18 protein-coding genes are annotated in these 19425 nt (G+C 65.1%); 9 read left to right on the top strand and 9 right to left on the bottom strand.

Annotated elements, in window-relative coordinates; all coding sequences use genetic code 11:
- Both DBR10_RS19370 and DBR10_RS15240 read left to right on the top strand, forming a co-directional pair.
- A partial coding sequence (locus tag DBR10_RS19370) for a DUF5682 family protein (protein WP_233243433.1) occupies window positions 1–314 on the top strand: 314 nt, incomplete at its 5' end.
- Window positions 311–1510 (top strand): VWA domain-containing protein, encoded by a 1200-nt coding sequence (locus tag DBR10_RS15240; protein ID WP_108490024.1) that lies wholly within the window; start codon window positions 311–313, stop codon window positions 1508–1510. The genes DBR10_RS19370 and DBR10_RS15240, both read left to right, overlap by 4 nt.
- 74 nt (window positions 1511–1584) lie before the next feature.
- Here DBR10_RS15240 and pncA read toward each other — a convergent pair whose 3' ends face one another.
- Genes pncA through DBR10_RS15265 form a run of 5 tightly spaced genes read right to left on the bottom strand, consistent with a single transcriptional unit; the run spans window position 1585 to window position 6851 of the window.
- Entirely contained in the window at window positions 1585–2220 is a 636-nt protein-coding gene (gene pncA, locus DBR10_RS15245) for a bifunctional nicotinamidase/pyrazinamidase (protein WP_108490025.1), read from the bottom strand.
- 20 nt (window positions 2221–2240) lie between these two features.
- Window positions 2241–3566 carry a nicotinate phosphoribosyltransferase gene (locus DBR10_RS15250; RefSeq protein ID WP_108503957.1) on the bottom strand — a complete coding sequence of 442 codons (1326 nt, stop codon included), beginning with the start codon at window positions 3564–3566 and terminating at the stop codon, window positions 2241–2243.
- A gap of 8 nt (window positions 3567–3574) precedes the next feature.
- On the bottom strand, window positions 3575–4675 hold the full coding sequence (locus DBR10_RS15255) for a bifunctional nicotinamide-nucleotide adenylyltransferase/Nudix hydroxylase (protein ID WP_108503956.1): 1101 nt from the start codon (window positions 4673–4675) through the stop codon (window positions 3575–3577).
- A gap of 18 nt (window positions 4676–4693) precedes the next feature.
- Window positions 4694–5920 carry an adenylosuccinate synthetase gene (locus DBR10_RS15260; protein ID WP_108503955.1) on the bottom strand — a complete coding sequence of 409 codons (1227 nt, stop codon included), beginning with the start codon at window positions 5918–5920 and terminating at the stop codon, window positions 4694–4696.
- Window positions 5921–5930: 10 nt separating this feature from the next.
- Window positions 5931–6851: a hypothetical protein gene (locus tag DBR10_RS15265; protein ID WP_108503954.1), complete on the bottom strand. Its 921-nt coding sequence runs from the start codon at window positions 6849–6851 to the stop codon at window positions 5931–5933.
- Between the two features lie 115 nt (window positions 6852–6966).
- Here DBR10_RS15265 and DBR10_RS15270 point away from each other — a divergent pair, with 115 nt between their 5' ends.
- Window positions 6967–7647, top strand: coding sequence for an NUDIX hydrolase (locus tag DBR10_RS15270; RefSeq protein WP_108503953.1), 681 nt, complete (start codon window positions 6967–6969; stop codon window positions 7645–7647).
- An 86-nt stretch (window positions 7648–7733) separates the two neighbouring features.
- Here DBR10_RS15270 and DBR10_RS15275 read toward each other — a convergent pair whose 3' ends face one another.
- The gene (locus tag DBR10_RS15275; protein WP_108503952.1) at window positions 7734–8747 is read right to left on the bottom strand and encodes an NAD(P)H-binding protein; all 1014 of its coding nucleotides are present in this window, start codon (window positions 8745–8747) and stop codon (window positions 7734–7736) included.
- Window positions 8748–8840: 93 nt separating this feature from the next.
- Between DBR10_RS15275 and DBR10_RS15280 the strand changes: the two genes are divergently transcribed.
- Entirely contained in the window at window positions 8841–9749 is a 909-nt protein-coding gene (locus DBR10_RS15280) for a LysR family transcriptional regulator (protein WP_108503951.1), read from the top strand.
- 216 nt (window positions 9750–9965) lie between these two features.
- Here DBR10_RS15280 and DBR10_RS15285 read toward each other — a convergent pair whose 3' ends face one another.
- Entirely contained in the window at window positions 9966–11057 is a 1092-nt protein-coding gene (locus tag DBR10_RS15285) for a tyrosine-protein phosphatase (protein WP_108556483.1), read from the bottom strand.
- 66 nt (window positions 11058–11123) lie between these two features.
- Window positions 11124–13385, bottom strand: coding sequence for a TonB-dependent receptor (locus tag DBR10_RS15290; protein ID WP_233243434.1), 2262 nt, complete (start codon window positions 13383–13385; stop codon window positions 11124–11126).
- A gap of 90 nt (window positions 13386–13475) precedes the next feature.
- Between DBR10_RS15290 and DBR10_RS15295 the strand changes: the two genes are divergently transcribed.
- The 5 genes from DBR10_RS15295 (at window position 13476) to DBR10_RS15315 (ending at window position 18688) form a co-directional block, all read left to right on the top strand.
- A complete protein-coding gene (locus DBR10_RS15295) occupies window positions 13476–14849 on the top strand; it encodes a TetR/AcrR family transcriptional regulator (RefSeq protein ID WP_108556484.1) in 1374 nt (457 codons plus the stop codon).
- 294 nt (window positions 14850–15143) lie between these two features.
- Entirely contained in the window at window positions 15144–15578 is a 435-nt protein-coding gene (locus tag DBR10_RS15300; RefSeq protein WP_233243435.1) for a hypothetical protein, read from the top strand.
- Between the two features lie 8 nt (window positions 15579–15586).
- Complete coding sequence (locus DBR10_RS15305; protein WP_108504784.1) at window positions 15587–16162, top strand: PspA/IM30 family protein; 576 nt, start codon at window positions 15587–15589, stop codon at window positions 16160–16162.
- A gap of 6 nt (window positions 16163–16168) precedes the next feature.
- The gene (locus DBR10_RS15310; RefSeq protein WP_108504783.1) at window positions 16169–16801 is read left to right on the top strand and encodes a YqiJ family protein; all 633 of its coding nucleotides are present in this window, start codon (window positions 16169–16171) and stop codon (window positions 16799–16801) included.
- 24 nt (window positions 16802–16825) lie between these two features.
- Window positions 16826–18688, top strand: a complete 1863-nt coding sequence (locus DBR10_RS15315) for a flotillin family protein (protein WP_108504782.1) — start codon at window positions 16826–16828, stop codon at window positions 18686–18688.
- Window positions 18689–18859: 171 nt separating this feature from the next.
- Here the strand turns inward: DBR10_RS15315 and DBR10_RS15320 are convergent, their stop codons facing one another.
- Window positions 18860–19315: a helix-turn-helix domain-containing protein gene (locus DBR10_RS15320; protein WP_108504781.1), complete on the bottom strand. Its 456-nt coding sequence runs from the start codon at window positions 19313–19315 to the stop codon at window positions 18860–18862.
- Window positions 19316–19425 lie beyond the last annotated feature (110 nt).

Genomic DNA, 19425 nt, shown 5'->3' on the forward strand with positions numbered 1-19425 from the left:
CGCCCACAGACGCCGCCGCCTGGCTCGAGGGGTTCCTCGACGACGCCGGCCGGCTTCTACTGCACGATCAGCCCCTGCTCGACCTGCTGGATAGCTGGCTGCGGCAGATACCAGCCGAGGACCTCGATGGCCTCCTTCCCCAATTGCGTCGAGCGTTTTCCGGCCTGGACCGCATGGAACGCCGCCACCTTCTAAACGCCGCAACCGGTGTTCGCGCCACAGACGCCCCAGGCGTAACGACCATCGGTAGAGACAGCGCCGCCTTCCAGGCCGCATTACCGCTGCTGAAGACCCTGCTGGGAATGAGCGCATGAGCCAGGACGCCCCTGTTCCGGAGGAATCGGTCACGCCGACGGCCGAGGACGCCCGCCGCCGCTGGCGTCTGGTCCTGGGTACCGAGGACGGGGACGGGGCGTTGGATCCGCGGGATCAACGACTGGACGCGGCCCTGACCGCCCTCTACGGCCCGGGCGGCGACGGGGCAGCCCGCAAGGGCTCGCTGGGTGCCTCAGCCCCCAAGGTCTCGCGTTGGCTGGGTGACGTGCGCGAGTTCTTCCCCGCCCCGGTGGTGCAGATGGTTCAGCGCGACGCCTTTGAGCGGCTGGGCCTGCGCCAGATGCTGCTGGAGCCGGAGTTCCTGGCCGCCGTCGAGGCCGACGTGCACCTGATCGCCGACCTGATTTCTCTGCGCTCAGTGATGCCGGAGAAGACGAAGGAAACGGCCCGACAGGTGGTGCGCAAGGTGGTTGATGAACTGCTGGCCCGCCTTGAAGGCCAGACCGCCCAGGCCGTGCGGGGGGCGCTCAATCGCAGCCAGCGCACCTTCCGTCCCCGCCCCGGTGACATTGACTGGCCCCGCACAATCCGCGCGAACCTGCGCCACTGGCAGGCCGAACACCGGACCATCGTGCCGGAAAAACTGATTGGCTTTGGCCGGGCAAGCAGCCGCCGGCGCCTCGATGAGGTGGTGCTCTGCGTTGATCAGTCCGGGTCGATGGCCAGTTCGGTGGTCTACGCCTCGATCTTCGCGGCCGTGCTGGCCTCGATCCCGGCGATGCGCACCAAACTTGCGGTCTTCGACACCGTTGTGGCAGACCTGACAGACGACCTGGCCGACCCGGTCGATGTGTTGTTCGGCATCCAGCTCGGTGGAGGCACGGATATCAATCAGGCGCTCGCCTGGTGTCAGGCCAATATCAGTGATCCATCCCAGACCCATCTGGTGCTGGTCACCGACCTGTACGAAGGCGGCGACGCCAAAGCGATGCTGGGCCGGGCCGCGGCCCTGGTGAATAGTGGCGTCAACCTGATCGTTTTGCTCGCCCTGAACGACGACGGCCGTCCATCCTATGACGCTGGTATGGCCGCCGCCATTGCAGACCTTGGCGCGCCGGTCTTCGCCTGCACACCAGATCTCTTTCCGGAAATGATGGCCACCGCCCTGAAACGGGGCGACCTGAACGCCTGGGCGTCAAGTCTCGGCATCGCGGTTTCAAGAGGTCAGAACTGATGTCTCACCCGTGACCGATTGGGCCAGGGGCCGGCATTGACAGCTTGAAAGCCGCGCAGGAACTCAAAGTTGGACTACGCTGCCCTCACGAGGTCAACGCCACAGGCCCGAAGCGCTTTGACCGCAGCATCGCGTGATCCGTTCATATTGATGGCGCGGGTGGCATCCGTAACCACCATCGCTTCAAAGCCCTCGCTGACAGCGTCTTCAGCCGAGTAGCGGACGCAAAAGTCGAGCGCGAGCCCGACGAATACGCAACGCGTCAGCCCCCGTTCGCGCAGGTAACCGGCGAGGCCTGTGGCCGTCGTCTTGTCGTTCTCGAAGAACGCCGAATAGGAGTCGACGGCGGCGTTGTAGCCCTTGCGGATGATGACCTCGGCCCGGTCAGCGAGACCGCTCTTGATCAGCGGATGGAAGTCTGCCCCCGGGCTGCCCTGAACACAGTGATCAGGCCACAGCACCTGCTCGCCATAAGGGGCCTGGATGGTCGAGAACGGCTGGGCACCATGGGTCGAGGCAAACGAGATCTGATTGTGCGGGTGCCAGTCCTGGGTCAGTACGACATGAGCGAACCGCTCGGCCAACCGGTTCACCAGCGGCATGATCTCGTCGCCGCCGGGCACCGCCAGCGCGCCGCCCGGACAGAAATCGATCTGAGGGTCGATGACGACAAGCACGTCGGTCGAGGCGGGACTGTTGAGGTTGATCATGGGCTTGCGTCCTTCAGGTCTCAGACTTGGACCGGGGCGCCGTGCACGCCTTCGTCCCCGAACACCCGGCGATAGCGGGCGATTTCCTCAGGCGGTCCCGAGGCCTTGTTGTAGTTGTCCGACAGCTTGACGGCCGGCCTGCCCCCGGCGGCCGTCACCTTGCAGACCAGCGAGATCGGATCGAACACGCTCTCGGCGCGCGGATCGCAGCCCCGGAAGTCGTTGCTGGCATTAGTGCCCCAGCCATAGGCCCGCCCGATGCGCTCCTCAAAGTGCCGGTGAATGTCGCCGATGTCCTCGCCATGAGGTTCAAAGCCATCGATGCGGACGTCCAGACCGTCTGAGAACAGCACAAAACGGCTCATCGGATCGACGCCATGGCCCTGCAGCCAACCCCTGATCTCCTCGCCCGCCGCCACCGGTGCCTTGGAGTCGGGCCGATAGCCACGCCAGTTCAGCGGCAGCCAGTCCGGTGCGTCTTTCAGGAATTGGGTGGTGCCGAAAGTGTCCGGCAGGGCGACCAGAAGATTACCCGAATAGGTCTCCTGCCACTGCTGGCAAAGGGCATACTGGCTGGCCTTCAGCGCCACGTCGTCCGTCGCCAGGGCCGCAAGCACCATCGGCAGTTCATGGGCGTTTGTGCCCTTGGCGTCGAGACCGTGTTTCATGGCCAGAAAGGCGTTGCTGGTGCCGACGAAGCGTTCACCCAGCACCTGGGCCATCGCCAGAACGACCCACTCCTGCCAAAGAAACGAATGACGCCGGCGGGTGCCGAAATCCGACAGCGCCAGACCCTCAAGACTCGACAACCGTTTGAGCTTCGCCAGCAGCTTGGCCTTGGCTCCCGCATAGAGGAAGTCGAGTTCCATTGCGCCCCGCTGGCGAAGGGCCGCCCGGCTCTTCAGCTCGCTGACAATCGAAAGGGCATGGATCTCCCACCAGGTTGTCTGCGCCCAGGATCCGGTGAAGGTCAGGACATATTGTCCATCTTCCTTGCGCAGGTCGTAGTCAGGCAGCTGCAGGGCGTGCAGAAAGTCGATGAAACCCGGCTGGAATATCCGCTTCTGCCCATAGAAGGTCGCGCCCGATAGCCAGATCAGTTCGTTCGGCCGGAAGCTCAGACCGCGCACATGGTCCAGTTGCGCTCGCAACTCCTCCTCGGGAATTAGGTCGGCGAGACGGACCGAACGGGTCCGGTTGGTCAGCCCGAAGGTGACCTGAACGTCGGGAAACCGCTCATAGATGAACTGCCCCATGAGCAGCTTGTAGAAATCGGTGTCGAGCAGCGAGCGCACGATCGGGTCGATGTGGAAGCTCTGGTCGAAAGCCCGCTTGGCGAGGTCCATGCAGTCTCCTAATCCACGTGCTGTAGGGCGTGACCGGTCTCAGCGGTCAGCCTCGCCATGGCCTGGATGATCAGAAAGTGGTCACTAAACAGCGCCTCGCGCCGCAGGTCGGTCAACCGGACCCAGGACGCAAGGTCGGCATCGTCTGCCCCAACGGCCGTGGGCAGCTCCGGCGTTTGCGGCCGCAAGTGAAACAGCGTGGCATGGGTGATCATCCGGCCGCGCATGTCGCGGAACGGCGCGTCAAAGACCCGGGTCGCAACAATGGCCGCGCGCAGGTCCGCCTCCGCAACCGCGATACCGGTCTCCTCTTCCAGCTCTCGCAAGGCGGCATCGACGACGAACTCATCCTGCTCGACGAAGCCACCCGGGAGCGCCCACTGTCCTTGTCCCGGCTGCCCCTTGCGACGGATCAGCAACACATGCCCGTCCTGGATGACTACGGCGTCGGCGGTGACGAAGATGGGCGGATAGGGCGCCCGGCTCCAGGCTTCGCGGTAGCGCCGCGCATAGGCCAGTTCTGCAAGCATCTCGCCATAGGCCGGCTCGGCGCGAAACGCCTTGAGCCAGGTCACGACCGCCGGGGGCAGCTGTTCCCGGCCCGGACCTGCCAGCCAGGCTGACACACCCTCCGGGTCCTCGCCGAAATAGGCCTCCCGGATCGGCGTCGCCGACAGTTCGCCCAGATGCGGCACGGCGATGGAGTTCCACTCTGGAAAGACGCTCAGATAGTAGCTGGACCGGTCCTTCGAGCAGCCGATCAGGGTCACAGGCGCATCGGCACCGAGACCCGCTTGATCCAGAGCTTCCGCGACCAGTCCCCGGATCCGATCCGCCCAGGCGATGATGTCGCCGAGGTCGGGCACGCCCTTGAACACGACCCGATGATGGTCCTCTCGCGGCAGGCTGGCGAGGATCATCTCCCGACGTTCGCTGGTGGTGAACGGCAGGAAATCAGCCCGGCGCGCAGCCCCGTCGGAACCGATCACGATCAGCAGGCGATTGGCCTCGGCGAGGCCACGCCGGACGACTTCGAGGTGGCCGTTGTGGAAGGGCTCGAAACGGCCAATGAAAACGGCAAGCTCTGGCGCATCGTCGGAAAGCGGCACGGCGAAGTCTTTCGGTGGCTAGGCCGCCAAGGTGACGGCGGGTTCGCGCAGACGAACCCCGTTTCTGTCGGGACCCCAGCTCTCCGCCTTTAAAGCCAGACTTAGCCTCGCGCTCACCGCCCGGGCAAGCGCTTCGGGCGCTCGCCAGACGGTCGCTCCACTGTCCACGAGCCGCGCGTGGCCGCGCGCTTGATCGAGGCAGGTCACGGCGAGACTGGCGCGGATCGCGACGCTCCCCGGATCACACAGCGCCCGGTCGGCGGCGATGGCGCCCTCGAGGCGGTCGAGATCCAGCGGGGCATAACGGATCTTGCCCTGCCAGGCGTTCGGGACGTTGGTCGGATCGACAACGTCGAACTCGTCCAGAGCCTCGACCGCACCCGGCAGCGGCCCTGCCCCGTGCCGCGTCGCATAGGCGCGGGTGACGTAGAGCGCTTCGATGCCTTCCAGACCTGCTTCGCGAGCAATGGCGACCATGTTGACCAGCCCGGTCTGCGAACGGGTCACGTGGGGAAAGACACCAATCGCTTGGTCCAGAAGCAGGCCCTGGGCCCCTTCGAAAATCACCGGTCCACGTGCAGCCAGCCCGGCGTCTGACGACTGGCCGACCGTACCGGCGAAGCGGCGGCAATCTTCGAGGAAGACCTCCAGCACCCCCTCGTCGTCCAGCACCCGGGCCTCGTTCGCCGACAGCGAGGTCACACCGAGTATGGTCAGCCGCCACTTGACCCAGTCAACGCGGATGGCCTGCAGGCGCCCCCTGAGCGCCGGTCCCGCGAGATCCGCGACGGTCAGGGCAAAGGCCGGGCTCAGAGAGCGCTCGATGGTCTCGCCGAACCCGAGGCCGCAGCTGCCGTGCCGGCCGCCGTCGCGTGAGCGCTCGACGGCCTGATTGATCAGCATGTCCCAAGGCGTAGTGACCAGGCCGCGCGGATCGGCGGTGATGTCAGCGCAGCCGCCCAGTGCCGCCACAGCCGCACGCTCGGCGTCCAGCAGCATCGGATGATGCACGAAAAAGCGCGACAGGTGGGTTGAGGCTCCGGCCAAGGCTCCCGATCCGACATGATGAAACACATGCCGGCGACCGTCGGGCAGGGTCACGGTGTGCCCCGCCTGCGCTCCGCCGTTCGACCGCACCACGACGGGCTGGCCGATTGCCCCGGCTGCGAGGGCGTCGACAAGGTGACCCTTGCCTTCGTCCCCGTAGCCGGCTCCGATCACCGCCTGGGCGATGGACTTGCCCATGCTCGCCTCCCTAGCCCAGAAGCCGGCGCAGGAGCCCGCCCGTGCCGGACGCGCGGTGCATGTCCTGCAGGGCCCGCGCGACCACCGGCGAAGCCTGGCCCGACCAACTGCCGGCGACCGTGGCAGGGTCTGCGCCTTCCGCGACCTGGATGGCCGAGACGACCACTTCCGGGAGGTGGCGGTGATCGTCGAGGATCAGCAGCCGGCCGGGCAGCAAAGGCTTCCAGGTCCGCAATACCCGACCCAGGTCCTGGCCCGCATAGCCCTGCATCACCACGACGTGGAACACGTCGTAGCTCCGCTGCGCCAGCGCCAGGCATTCCCGCGCCGACAGGCCACGCTCGACGTCTTCGCCAAAGATGCTGGTCAGTTCGTCGCGGGTCAGACCGTCGTGAATGGGCTCGTCGCCGATGGTGAACAGGTAGCCGCGACGGCCGCGCTTGGCGACACTGTCTACGTCAGTCCGCAGGCCGGCGAATGCGTGAGCGGCTGAGTAGGACTCCCCGCCATTACCGCCACCGCCGCCCTCCAGCCACAGCCGGCGCACCTGGTCGGCGATGCGGATGTCAGCCTCGAACTGGGTGACCTGCAGCGGTGCCATGTCGGTCTTCGCGTCGCCCACCGCCATGACCATGACGTGAGGATCAGATACCGGCCGACGTTCGTAGATTTCGGTCGCGAGGGTGTTGAGGCCGTTGTTCATCAACTCATGTGCGATCACGCCCATCGACCCGGTGACATCCGACGCCAGGATGATCGGCGTGGACAGGGGGTTGTCCTCGCCATCCCGCGATTCCCGCACCCCGATCCGCGCGGGATCGAACTCCGGGTCCATGCGGCGCGCCGTGAAGATCTCATCACGCGAACGACCGTGCACATTGCGGCTGGCGTAGTCATCCCAGGCTGACTGGCTCCAACGTCCCGAACCCATGATCGTCCCTCCTCTGCTCACCCGACGGTGTCTTCCGATGGGCAGACCCTAGGGCTGTCAAACTTTGTAGTAAAGTGTATTTTGCAACTAACTTAAAATCGCCCTACTGTGCCGTATGCATCAGGTTGTTCCACCGGACCACAAACAGATCGTCACCGCAGATGTCGTGCTGCTCACGGTGGTGGACGGACAACTCGCCGTCGGGCTGATCAGGCGGGAGAGCGAGCCGTTCGCGGGACGCAGCGCCCTGATCGGCGGCTACGTCCATGCGGACAAGGACCAGGATACCGACGCCACGGCGACGAGAGTGTTGCGCCAAAAGACCGGGTTGGAGGGCTTCTTCATAGAGCAGCTATCCACCTTCTCCGGCCCAAAGCGCGACCCGCGCGGCTGGTCGGTCTCGGTGGCCTATCTCGCCCTTACCCCGCTGGATCGCCTGACGAAGGCCTTGGGTGATGGCGGCAACGTCGCCCTCACGCCTGTTGACGAAGCCCGCGACCTGCCGTTCGACCACGCTCAGATTCTGGCTGCAGCAGTTGGTCGGTTGCGGTCCAAGGGAGCCTATTCAACGCTCCCCGCACGTCTTCTGCCCGAGACCTTTACCCTCAGTGAGCTACAGGCCACGTACCAGATCGCTCTTGGCGCAGCCCGCATCGACAAGAGCTCGTTCCGCCGCAAACTGACCGAACTGGCCCTGATCGAAGCCGTCGAGGGCTTGCGGGCGGAAACCGGCGGGCGTCAGGCGCAGCTCTATCGGCTGCGGCAAGCGATTTCAGTCTTTGAACGTCGGCTCTAGTCGGAACCGAAGCCGCGCCCTCCGGCCCCCAGCAGCGGTGTTGAGCGGGCCCGTTGCAAATCAATGCTGCCGTGACCGCCCGCCTGTCAGTTTGATGCCCGCGCGGGTTTGACCGGTTTGGCCACCGTCCGGGGATTGGAAATCCTGACGCCAAGGCCCGCGAGCGTTGCCTCAACAGCCTGGTCGAGCGGCGTGCGCGGCTCCTGCCCCAGGCGCGCCACCAGCAGACTGTTGTCGAGACGGGCTGCTGCTCGCCACAGGGGCTTCATTTCAATCAGTTCGCGCAGGGTCTCATTGAACGGCGCAATCAGCCCCAGCACAGCCCACGGCAAGCTTCGGATCGGCATGTGCGGCGCACCGGCGGCCCGACGAATAGCTGCCGTCATCGCTGTACCGTTGGGATCCCATTGGCCGTCGAAATGAAACCGCGCGAAGGCCGGGAGGTCCTGCTCCTGGTCAGCGAGCCGGGCAAAGGTCTCGGCGACGTCCGGCAGGTAGGCCCAGGCATGGCCGACACCGGTCTTGCCCGGATAGGTAATGGCCTTGAGGGGCTTACCTGGGATCACCAGCGCCTGACCAAACCAGTTGTTGCCGGCGTTTGGACCGAAATAGTCACCGGCCCTCAGGATGAGAGAGCGGACGCCATGGGCCGACGCGGCTTCCAGCCTGGCTTCCATGGCGACCCGAATCTTGCCCTTGCGGGTCCGGGGCCGCTGCGGCGTATCCTCCGAGAGCAACGGATAGTCCTGGCTCCCGTAGTTGTAGATCGTGCCTGGCAGCAGGATACGAGCCCTGCTGGCTTCGGCGGCGGCAATCGTGTTGTCGATCATCGGCAGGACCAGCTTGTCCCAGTCGCGATAGCCTGGTGGGTTGACGGCGTGCACGATGATGTCCGCCCCCTCGGCTGCGGCGACAACGGCATCACGGTCCATCGCGTCGCCGATGACATAGTCCCAGCCTGCATGGACTGATGACGGAGCAGGGATCCGCACCAGAGCGCGGATCTTCCAGCCATGGCGGGCGAGCGCCGCGGCGGTTTCACGGCCGACACCACCGTTGGCACCGAGAATTAGTGCGGTCCGGGCTTGAACTTCAGTCATGGCGAACGCCTCACGTGGTTGATGTCGTCAGGATGCCCGCGACCGCACTCATCAGGAATTGACAGGAACGATCGATCAGCTAGTCATTTTCTTATGAGCCGCCCTGCCGCCGAGACGATCGACTGGGAGCAACAGCGCGCCTTTCTGGCCGTCCTGCGTGAGGGCAGCCTCTCCGGTGCGGCCAGGATGCTGGGGACCGCGCAACCGACTGTGCGCCGCCGGATCGAGGACCTCGAGCGCCATCTGGGCGTAGCTCTGTTTACCCGGTCTCCAATGGGTCTGACGCCCACAGCCCTGGCGCGTGAGCTGGCAGCGCCCGCCGAGGCCATGGCGGCTGCGGCGGCGTCCTTCGCGCGCACGGCATCGGCGGAGGCGAGCGCGGCCGCAGGAGCCGTGCGCATCACCGCCAGCGAGGTGATCGGCATGGAGGTCCTGCCCCCCATCCTCGCCCAGATCAGCAAGGCGCATCCGGGATTGATTTTCGAACTGGCATTATCCAATCGCGCCGAAGATCTGCTACGCCGCGAGGCCGACATCGCCGTGCGCATGGTCCGCCCCGTCCAGGAGGCGCTGGTGGCCAAACGGGTCGGAACCATCGCGGTTGGCCTTTACGGGCATAAGAGTTTGCTGGACGCCTGGGGCCGCCCCTCGTCCCTGGCGGAAGCCAAATCTTTGCCACTCGTCGGCTTCGAGACCGAAACAGCCGGTGTCCGCGCCATCAAGGTGGCGAGCGGCGTAGATCTCGGTTCCCAGGACTTCGCATTTCGCGCCGACAGCGATCTTGCGCAACTGGCGGCGATCCGTGCCGGAATAGGCGTTGGCTTCTGTCAGTTGGGTTTGGCCGCCCGTGACCCTTCCCTGGAGCGCATAGTCCCTGAACTCGCCATCAGTCTCGAGACCTTCGTGGTGACCCACGAGGACCTGCGCGATGTACGCCGCGTGAGGCTCGTCTTCGACGCCCTGGTGGAGGGCCTGACGGCCTATGCGCGCTCCAGCGTCTAGCGGCTGTTGCAACTGGCCCCTGCCCTGAGCTTGTCGGAAGCGGCCCGAGTGACCACCCCCAACGCCTCATCCAAGCGCCGTTCGGGACGTCGTCAGACTGAGGACAAAAGCACCAACACCCGCGGCTGACGCAGCCGGGGTTCCTGCTCCGAGCATCAAGGACTTCACGACAGGACCCCAAGGCTGACCGGCAAACCCTGTCGTGAAGTCTCCAGCCTAGGCCAGATAGGCCCCGCGGATGGAGGCGATCCTGGCGTCCGTGAGTCCAAAGCGGGCCTTGGCGAGCGCGACCGGACCGCCGAACCGGTCGTCGACCTGGGCCAGGGCCTTACGCATCACTGCCGGGTCCGAACCCATGATGATGTCCAGAACCTCAGGAGGCATCTGCGCGAAAGCCCGGGCCTGCTCCGCCGTCAGGCCTCCGCCCGACACGCGCCCGGCCTGCGCCATCTGCGCCTTGTAGAGCGACGGAGGGGTATAGACCTGGGTCAGGGCGTAGTCGGCCACCACGGTTTCACGCGCGACACCCAGAACCGACAGGATGAGGGCCGAGGCCATGCCCGTACGATCCTTGCCCGCGCTACAGTTGAACGCCAGCGGCGCCTCGCCGGCCGCCAGCCTCGCGAAGAGGTCGGTATAGTTCGGGGTCAGGGTCTCGAGGAACTGCAGATAGGCCATGGCGAAAACATCGATGGCCTGTTCTCGGGTCCTGGCCGTGGCCAGAAGCGCCATCGAAGCGTTCATGTCGTAGTCAAAGGCCACCACCTCAGGGACATTGGCCTTCAGGAGCGGGCTGGGCTCATCCTGGCGCTCCCTGGGATTGCGCAGGTCGCAGATCACCTTCACGCCCAGCTTGGACAGATAGTCCAGATCGCCATTGGTGAGGCCGCTCATCACCCCCGACCGATAGATCTTGCCCCAGCGCACCTGGCGACCGCCTGCGGCGCGATAGCCACCCAGATCACGGAAATTGCGGCCGCCCTGAAGGGGCAGCAGCCGCTCGGCGACCCGCGTCTCGCGGCCGTCGGCCGCCAGAAGATAGTACGGACGCGGCGCGATCTCGGCCGGAATCTCGATCTGGCCGCCGGTCACGCCGGTCTTCACCTGGCGCATGGCGCGGCGCGGCGCAGCGGGGTCCGTCGAGACATAGATTGCGGCTCGCGCGGACTTGGCGTTCCACTCCAGCTGGACGCCCTTGCCGGCGACGCGGGTGGCCTTGCCCTCCAGCGTCTCGGCCGCAAAGGCCGAGGGCGTGACGGCCAGGGCGGTATTGGCAGCAGCGGCCGCCAGGAAATGACGACGATCCATGGTTCGTCTCCCGATGTTGGAGACCGGACGGGACCACCCCCGTCCGGCTCTCTGGCCCTGAGGGGGTTAGAATTTGACGTTCAACTCGACGCCGTAGGTGCGCGGCTCGTTGAAGATCGCGTAAGTCCCGAGCACCGCATTGGTGTTCTTCAAAAAGGCGAGGGACTCGTTGAGCAGGTTACGCGACCACAGCGACAGCTGAAGGGCGGGCCCATCCTCTGTGGCCCGGATGTCCGTCAGGGCCAGGCGACCATTCACGATGAGCGAGTCATCGCCAAAGGTCGGATCGGTCGTCGAGGTATGCTGGGCATCGGCATAGGCCGCATCCAGGTGCGCCTTGAGCGTCGCCCCGAAGGCCGGCCGCTCGTAGTCCGCCGCGAAGCTATAGGCGTTCTCCGGCGTATAGATCGGATAGATCGTCGCCAGGGCGTTGGTGAACGGGTTGAACGCCTTGGACAGGGTGACCTTGGTATAGGCATAGCCCGCCGTCAGGGTCAGCCCCTCGACCGGCACCAGCGTAAGGTCGGCTTCCACGCCCTTGGTCTTGCCCGTGGCGGCGTTGGTGGTTTCCAGAGTACCGCGATTGTTGTTGACGATCAGGACGTTGAAATCGACCTGGGCGTCCTTGATGTCGCCGCTATAGGCCGCGACGTTGAGACGGGCACGACGGTCCCAGAACTCGCTCTTGGCCCCGACCTCGTACATCGACACCGTTTCCGGATCGAAGGCGCGATAGGTCAGTGACCGCGAGTTGGCGCCGCCGGCCTTGTAGCCCGTGCTCCAGCGGCCATAGACATTGATGTTCGGAGCCAGGGTGTAGGCCACAGTGACGAGCGGATCGAACCGGCTCCACGACTCGTCCAGCGGGATGGCCCCCACGATCGTCGTCTTGCTGGCATCGACATAGCTGGGCGTGGCACCGTTGACCGTATTCAGCGAACCGGTCTTTTCGTCCTTGGTCAGGCGGCCACCGACCGTCAGATGAAGGGCGTCATCGAGGATCGCCGGTGTCCAGACGGCCTGACCGAACACACCGTAGCTGGTCGTGTCGGCCTCGGAGGCGCGGTCGAACGGCACGCCGTTCAGGTTCAGGTTCAGCGTGGTGTAGCCAGTGCCCGTCGCGTTCCATTGCATGGAGTTGGGCGTCTGGGCGCTGTCATCCACCGTCTCGTGGAAATAGAAGGCCCCGAGCACATACTGCACACGGTCCGTGTGACCGATGGCCTGGAATTCCTGGCTGTATTGCTTCTGGTGGAAGTTGGCGATGCTGTAGCGGGCAAAATTGCCGTTCGGCGAGAACACCGACAGGGCGACGGCACCGTTGTCGTACTGACCTTGCTTGAGCTTGCGGTAGGCGCTGATCGATTTCAGTTCGAGGTTGTCCGACAGCGTCCAGTTCAGGTTCAGGCGATGGCCGAACGTGAAACCTTCGCTCTGGCGCAGCGGCACGCCGATATTGGCGCGCTCAGCCCGGCCAGGCTGCAGCGGCGAGGCCGGTGCCAGGGCCAGGACCCCCTTTTTGACCAGTTGGACATAGTAGGGCGTTGTCGCGTCATAGGCGTCGTCAAAGGCATAGCCGACGCTCAGCCTGTCGGTCGGCCTCCAAAGCGCTTCAACCTGGAATCCGCGCTTGTCGTACCCATTGAAGTCCGGCTGGCCCGAGGACGTCGGATTTTCGACCGTGCCGTCACGCTTGCTCAGTAAGGCATCGATCTTGATGCTGACATCATTGATGGCCGGCAGGTCGATGTGGGTCTCGGCCTTGTAGGCACCGTAGTTGCCATAGCCGAGGGTCGTGCTCGCACCGAACTCGCCGGTGGGGGCCTTGGTCACGATACTGATCGCGCCACCTTCGGTGTTGCGACCGAACAGCGTGCCCTGCGGGCCCTTGAGCACCTCGATGCGCTCGACGTCATAGAGCGCTGAACCCAGGCCCTGGGCCCGCCCCAGATAGACGCCGTTGATGTAGACTCCGACCGCCTGGTCACGCGCCGGCTGGTTGGCGTCGCCCGACGACCCCACGCCGCGCATGCCGATCGTGAGGGCCGACTTGCGGGCGAAGAACGGTGCCACGCGCAGCGAGGGGATCGTGCCGTCGCCCAGGTCGTCGATCGACTGGACGTGGCGCGCCTTCAGACCCTCGCTATCGATCGCCGAGATCGCGATCGGCGTATCCTGCAGGTTGGTTTTGCGCTTCTGGGCGGTGACCACGACCTCCTGGAGGCTGACACGGTCTCCCTCGGTGGACGCTGCGGCGGGAGCATCGGCCGCCCAGGCCTGGCCAGCAACGGCAAGGGTCGCACCGCCGGCCAGCAGGGCTGCGCGCAATGTACCCCGATAAAAACCTTGTCCCACAATACACCCCTCTGATGCCCCCGACAGGCCGCCGGCTTCCGGGAGGGGTGCTACGCGCTGCACATGAACCTAGAACGAATGTTATGTTTCAGGACCATGAAGGTATCCCCAGCGCAAAGTGCAAGCTTGCGCTGGCCAGTGCCGTCACGGATGATCGCGCGACATGAATCCCCGACGGTCCAATTGCCCCTAGCGAATGACTTCACCCCCAATCCGAATGAGGACGATAGACCCGCCAGGCGCCTGGTTGCGTCGGCGGCGAAGCTGATTTCGGATCTGGGCGCCACAGAGGCTTCGGCACGCGCCATCGCAGCGGCAGCCGGGGTTGCGCCGAGTGCGATCAACTACAACTTCGGCTCGATCGAACACTTGTTATTGTCCGCCTTCGGACTTGGAGTCGAGCGGACCGCAGAATGGCTGGCCGCGCGAACCGCCGAGATCGCAGCCCTCCCTCCTACGGCGGATGGCGCAATCCAGGCCCTGGAATACGTGATCGATGCCTGGACACGGGATGCGCGGCCATTGGCCCTGCTCTACCAGGAAGCCCTGAACACCTGTGCCGGCACCGAGCCATGCGCAGGCTGGACCCGCCTGTGGCGTGACTTCTGGCTACAGGTCGCCAGGACCTTCGGACGCCAGGAGATTGATGGTCGACTGCTGCATCTGTTGTTCGAGTCAGAGGCCCTCTACCATCTCTCGACCTGGTCGCCCGGGATGGAACGCGCGGTCCTGCGCGAGCTCCTGGATCACTTCGGCGCGACCTACCTTGGAGCGCCCTACCGGGTCGACGGCGGAGCCCTGCCGACGGCCCTCTCCGCAGTCGGGGTGCCCTCCGCAGCGTCCATCTCGCCCGCCGCCATGCGGATCGCTGTCGCAGCGGCCCAGATCGTCGAAACCGCAGGCTTTGCGGCACTGACCCACAGGACCGTCGCCCGTCAGGCCGGCGTTACGACAGGCTCGGTGACACACCATTTCCGCACGATCGAGGACCTTATAACGGGGGCAATCCGGGGCCAGGTGCAGATGCTGACCGATGCCGCCACCGCGGCGGACGGCCCGATGCCCGAACCCGTTACCGTTGAACGCTTTTTCCTGGGCATAGCGCGGCATGTCGTCGACGATCCGCCCGCCAGCCCATTGCGTCGACGCCTATTCCTGGCGGCCGTCCGTCGACCCGAGCTCGCTGGGGCAGGTGCTATCATCCGCTTTTCCCATGGCGGCACCGCGCGCGACATGCTGGCCCAGTTCGGGTTGAGCGGCGGCCCGCTGGCGCTCTACTCCGGAATGATCTCGCGCCTTGCCTCGGCCCTGTGGTTTGCCTGCTCTGGGGATGAGGACCCGAGAGCCTCGCGCGGGCGGGTGTTCAACGCGCTCGCAGAACGCGGCAAGGCGGCATTGCGGGCGGCCAGTTCGATGGCGCTGGCTTCGCCAGGGTAGGAACTCGGAAGGGCGAGGATCCAGCAAAGCCAGGCAGCGGCCCCCGGGATGCTGAGCCTTTTCGGGCTTGCGCGGGACATTGTCCCGGCCGGGGTCAGGCCTCGCCTCGAATGTTGAGGGCTTGTGCTGATGTGAAGGCCGGCACGCAAAAGCGTAAGACGTTTGAATTTCATTGTTTACAAACGTCTTACAAACAAGCAGGCTCCACCTATGGTCGCGCTAAACACGCCACTGAGCGTCAGGCTCTCCGAAGACGATTCTGCCTTCCTTGCTCAAATCGAGCTGGAAGGGGCAGTGACGTCCAGTGACAAAGTGCGGGGACTCATCCGCCTGGCCCGATTGCAGCGTCAGCGACCAGAAACTTTTTCGGGTGCCCTGACCGCGAGCCACGAGGCCCTGGGCCCAGCACTTCGCGCCGTGCGCGAGGCCGAGCAACTGGCCGAACGTCGCTCGGGTGTGGTGGTGGGCCTGCTGACCTGCGTCGAGGAGTTCCTGGCAATCAGCCTGTCGACCCCTGCCGAGATGGCCTCTGCCGACGAGGCCGCGATGGTCCGTCACGAGGCCCGGCTGGTCGATTGCGCTGCCCGCATGACCGAGCAATTGCTTCGTTGGGCCGTAACGCCCAGCGCCCCGGCCTATGATTCCGGCGTCGTTGCACGACGGCTGGCGGCCTTGAACGACCTGATGACCCTGATCACCTCGGCGGCCACAACCGCCGCCGCCAAGTGAGAAAACTCATGGCCGACACTCTTGGGGCCCGGGTGGGTCGTATCGTCGCCGGAGGGGCTCACGCGATTGTAGAGGCGCTTGAAGGCGTACTGCCCGACGCCTTGGGACGGCAAGCCCTGCGCGAGGTCGACCAGGCCATCGACGAGGTCCGCGCCGAACTGGGCAAGACCATCGCCGCCCGCCATCTGGCTGCCAAACGCCTGACCGAGCAGAGTAGCCGCCACGAAGAGCTGTCCGCCCAGATTGACCTGGCCCTCAGCCAGGACCGCGAGGATCTGATCCGCGCCGCCCTGGAGCATCAATTGGACATTGAAGCCCAGGTCCCGGTGCTGGAATCCGCCGTCGCCGGTGCCGCAGATCGCCAGGCCGAGCTGGAGAGCTATCTGTCGGCGCTTCAGGCCACACGCCGCGAGATGAGCGAAGACCTGCAGAGCCTGAACGCGACCCGCACTACGCCACCGCCCAGTGAACCCGTCGACCTGGACCGCGGTGCCAAGCTTTCGGAGCTGGACAAGCTGGCCCGCCGACATCGGGTCGAGGAGCGGCTCGCCGCCCTCCTCGACCGCGCCAATCAGGCAGGCTGATCTCAAATGCTGGCCTTCCTGACCTCCGGCGACAATGTCCCGTTCCTCGCCGCACTTCTGCTGATGCTACTCATTGGCGTCGTCGAGGCGCTCGGCCTGGGCGGCAGTGCGGCACTGGGCGACGGCCTGAACCCTCCGGACATGGATGGTGACGTCGACGGCCACGCCTCGCTTCTCAACTGGCTCAATGTCGGCAAGTTGCCGCTCCTGATGCTGATCGTGGTCTTCCTGTTCAGCTTTGGACTGGTGGGCCTGATCCTGCAGCAGGTGATCGCCGGGATCTTCGGCCGGCCCGGCCCCTGGTGGCTGGCTGTGCCGCTGGCCATGGTCGCAGCCCTGCCCTTTACCCGACTGTTCGGCCGCGTCGTCGCCAGAATCCTGCCCACTGACGAGACCACCGCCGTTGCGCGAGACACCCTCGTCGGCCGCTGGGCGACCATCGTCATCGGCAAGGCCGAGGTCGGCAGTGCCGCCCAGGCCCGCGTCCGCGATTTTCACGGCCAGACGCACTACGTGATGATCGAGCCTGATGATGCCGGCGAGGTTTTTGAAGAGGGCTCGCAAGTGATCATCGTGCGACACGCAGGCGCGCGCTTCTTTGCCATCCAGAACACCAGCGCGTCCCTGCGCGACCTTTAGAGTTTTCCTAGTACGGGGGTACCCATGAACATGCCTGCTCTGATCGAGATCGCCATCATCGCTGGAAGCGGCCTCGTCGCCCTGCTGGTCCTGGGCCTGATCTTCGCCCGCCTCTACAAGCGTGCCTCCAAGGAGACGTCGTTCGTTCGCACGGGTTTCGGCGGCGAGAAGGTGGTTATGAATGGCGGGGCGCTGATCCTGCCCGTGCTGCACGAGACCATTCCGGTCAACATGAACACGCTGCGGCTTGCCGTCGAGCGCAAGAACGAGCAGGCCCTGATCACCAAGGACCGCATGCGGGTTGACGTGCTGGCCGAGTTCTATGTGAGGGTCCAGCCCAGCGCCGATGCCATTGCCTCGGCCGCCCAGACCCTCGGCATGCGCACCATGCACCCCGAGCAGCTGAAAGACCTGGTCGAAGGCAAGTTCGTCGATGCCCTGCGCTCTGTGGCCGCTGAACTGACCATGACCGAGTTGCATGAGCAACGCACCCACTTCGTTCAGAAGGTACAGCAGGTCTCTAGCGAAGACCTGCTGAAGAACGGCCTGGAGCTGGAGACGGTTTCGCTGACCGGCCTCGACCAGACCGCCATGGAATACTTCAACCCGTCGAACGCCTTCGATGCTGAGGGCCTGACCCGGCTGACCGAGGAGATCGAACTGCGCAAGAAGCTGCGCAACGACATCGAGCAGGACACCCAGGTTCAGATCCGGACCAAGAACCTGGAAGCCCAGCGTCGCACGCTGGAGATCAACCGCGACGAAGAATATGCCAAGCTTGAGCAGGAGCGCGAGTTGGCCATCCGTCGCGCCGGTCAGGCCGCCGAGGTGTCGCGTCAGGAAGCCGAGAAATCACGCGAGGCCGAAGGCGCCAAGATCACCGCCCAGCAGCAGATCGAGACCGCCAAGATCGATGCCGACCGCGCCGTGGCCCAGCAGCGTATCGCGATGGAGCAGGAACTCAGCGAGCGTGAGATCGCCAAGGAACGCGCCATCGACACCCAGAACATCGAGAAGGCCAAGGCGATCGAGCTGTCGGAGCAAGACCGCTCTATTGCAGTCGCCGAGAAATCTCGCGCGCAGTCCGAAGCCCAGGCTGAAGCTGACAAGGCCCTGGCCCTGGCCGTGACGGCCGAGGAACAGGTCAAGACCGTCCGCGAACGCGAAGGGGCCGAGCGTCAGAAGATCATCGAGCTGATCGAAGCGAGCAAGGAAGCCGAGCGCGAGGCGATCGGCATCAAGGTGGCTGCCCAGGCCCAGAAGGCCGCTGCTGCCGATCAGGCCGAGGCCCTTCGTGAGGAAGCCAAGGGCGCAGCCGACAAGACGCGGATCGAGGCCGAGGCGTCCGGTGAAGCCGCCCGCATCGCAGCCGAGGCCGCCCGTATCCGCTACGCCGTCGACGCGGCCGGCCAAAAGGGTCTGAACGAGGCGGCCAATCTGCTGTCCGCCGACCAGGTGGCGATGGCGATCCGCATCAAGCTGATCGAAAATCTTGACCGGATCATCGCCGAGTCCGTCAAGCCACTGCAGGCCATCGACTCCATCCGCATCGTTCAGATGGACGGCATGAACGGTACGACGACCAACGACGGCAGTGGCGGCTCAAGCGGCGGCGGAAACCTGGCTGACAGTGTGGTCAGCAGCGCCCTGCGCTACAGGGCACAGGCCCCTCTGCTGGACCAGTTGATGGCAGAAGTCGGCCTGTCCGGAGGCGATCTCAACGGCCTCACCGGTACGCTCCGGCAATCCACGTCACCCAGCGAGGCCCAGGCCGCGACAGAAACGCCCCCCGCCGCAAGGTCTCGAAAGGCCAAAACCATCCCCGCTGCCGTCGAACCGATTGAGCTGGTGGCCGAAGCTGAAGACGAGGAAGACACCGAAACCTGAGCCACGCGACCAGGACAGGAGCGCCCCTCTTCACCCTGCAAGAGGGGCGTTCTCTTTAATCAACGCCTTCGGGATTGAGATCGGGACAAGCCTGATCAATGGAACCCTCGGGAGGAGCGCCTTCATCGGCGACATACGGCGCTAACCGCGGGTCGCGCTCCCAGGAGCCCCTCAGGATCCATAGCCGCCCTGCCGGTCGAAGCGCGTAACCAGTTCGACGACAGCAAGGGCGGCCCCGTGGCCGAGCAGCGCTACGGTCACCCAGAGCAAGGGCCACTTCATGACGAAGGCCCCGAGTCCGATGCTGATGGTCATGAAGACGGCGGCCACGACGACATAGCAGGCTGCATGGATCAGGAATGACAGACGCAATGCCCGAACAGCTTCCGTTTGCCGATTCCGGACAATCTGCGCCGCCTCGATCTCCGGGTCGACGGAAAGGGCCACCACATCGACGCTAAAGGCGTTGGCCAGCGCCTTGAGTGTTTCGCTCGAGGCCTGCTGTCCGTTCTCGATCCGCTGGAGCGTGCGCAGGCCGATACCGGCCAGTTGGGCGAGGTGCTCCTGGGACCAATGGCGCTCCTCGCGCCAACGCTTTATCTTGGCCGTGTCGGTCTTGAAGAACATGCTGGGCTCCTGCGCCTTGGGTATCAGATGTCTCAGGAACCCCAAAGACGGCAGCCTCGCCACGCCAGCCCTACGCCACCACCCCGCCAGCAGGCCGCCATGCCATCGAC

Origin of the sequence: Caulobacter sp. HMWF025 (genome assembly GCF_003060965.1) — a bacterium.
In the GTDB taxonomy this organism is placed as follows: domain Bacteria; phylum Pseudomonadota; class Alphaproteobacteria; order Caulobacterales; family Caulobacteraceae; genus Caulobacter.

Coding starts and splice junctions, on each gene's coding strand:
- DBR10_RS15240 (WP_108490024.1), top strand. CDS start 311: ATGAGCCAGGACGCCCCTGTTCCGGAGGAATCGGTCACGCCGACGGCC.
- pncA (WP_108490025.1), bottom strand. CDS start 2,220: ATGATCAACCTCAACAGTCCCGCCTCGACCGACGTGCTTGTCGTCATC.
- DBR10_RS15250 (WP_108503957.1), bottom strand. CDS start 3,566: ATGGACCTCGCCAAGCGGGCTTTCGACCAGAGCTTCCACATCGACCCG.
- DBR10_RS15260 (WP_108503955.1), bottom strand. CDS start 5,920: ATGGGCAAGTCCATCGCCCAGGCGGTGATCGGAGCCGGCTACGGGGAC.
- DBR10_RS15265 (WP_108503954.1), bottom strand. CDS start 6,851: ATGGGTTCGGGACGTTGGAGCCAGTCAGCCTGGGATGACTACGCCAGC.
- DBR10_RS15270 (WP_108503953.1), top strand. CDS start 6,967: ATGCATCAGGTTGTTCCACCGGACCACAAACAGATCGTCACCGCAGAT.
- DBR10_RS15275 (WP_108503952.1), bottom strand. CDS start 8,747: ATGACTGAAGTTCAAGCCCGGACCGCACTAATTCTCGGTGCCAACGGT.
- DBR10_RS15280 (WP_108503951.1), top strand. CDS start 8,841: ATGAGCCGCCCTGCCGCCGAGACGATCGACTGGGAGCAACAGCGCGCC.
- DBR10_RS15285 (WP_108556483.1), bottom strand. CDS start 11,057: ATGGATCGTCGTCATTTCCTGGCGGCCGCTGCTGCCAATACCGCCCTG.
- DBR10_RS15295 (WP_108556484.1), top strand. CDS start 13,476: ATGAACCTAGAACGAATGTTATGTTTCAGGACCATGAAGGTATCCCCA.
- DBR10_RS15305 (WP_108504784.1), top strand. CDS start 15,587: ATGGCCGACACTCTTGGGGCCCGGGTGGGTCGTATCGTCGCCGGAGGG.
- DBR10_RS15310 (WP_108504783.1), top strand. CDS start 16,169: ATGCTGGCCTTCCTGACCTCCGGCGACAATGTCCCGTTCCTCGCCGCA.
- DBR10_RS15315 (WP_108504782.1), top strand. CDS start 16,826: ATGAACATGCCTGCTCTGATCGAGATCGCCATCATCGCTGGAAGCGGC.
- DBR10_RS15320 (WP_108504781.1), bottom strand. CDS start 19,315: ATGTTCTTCAAGACCGACACGGCCAAGATAAAGCGTTGGCGCGAGGAG.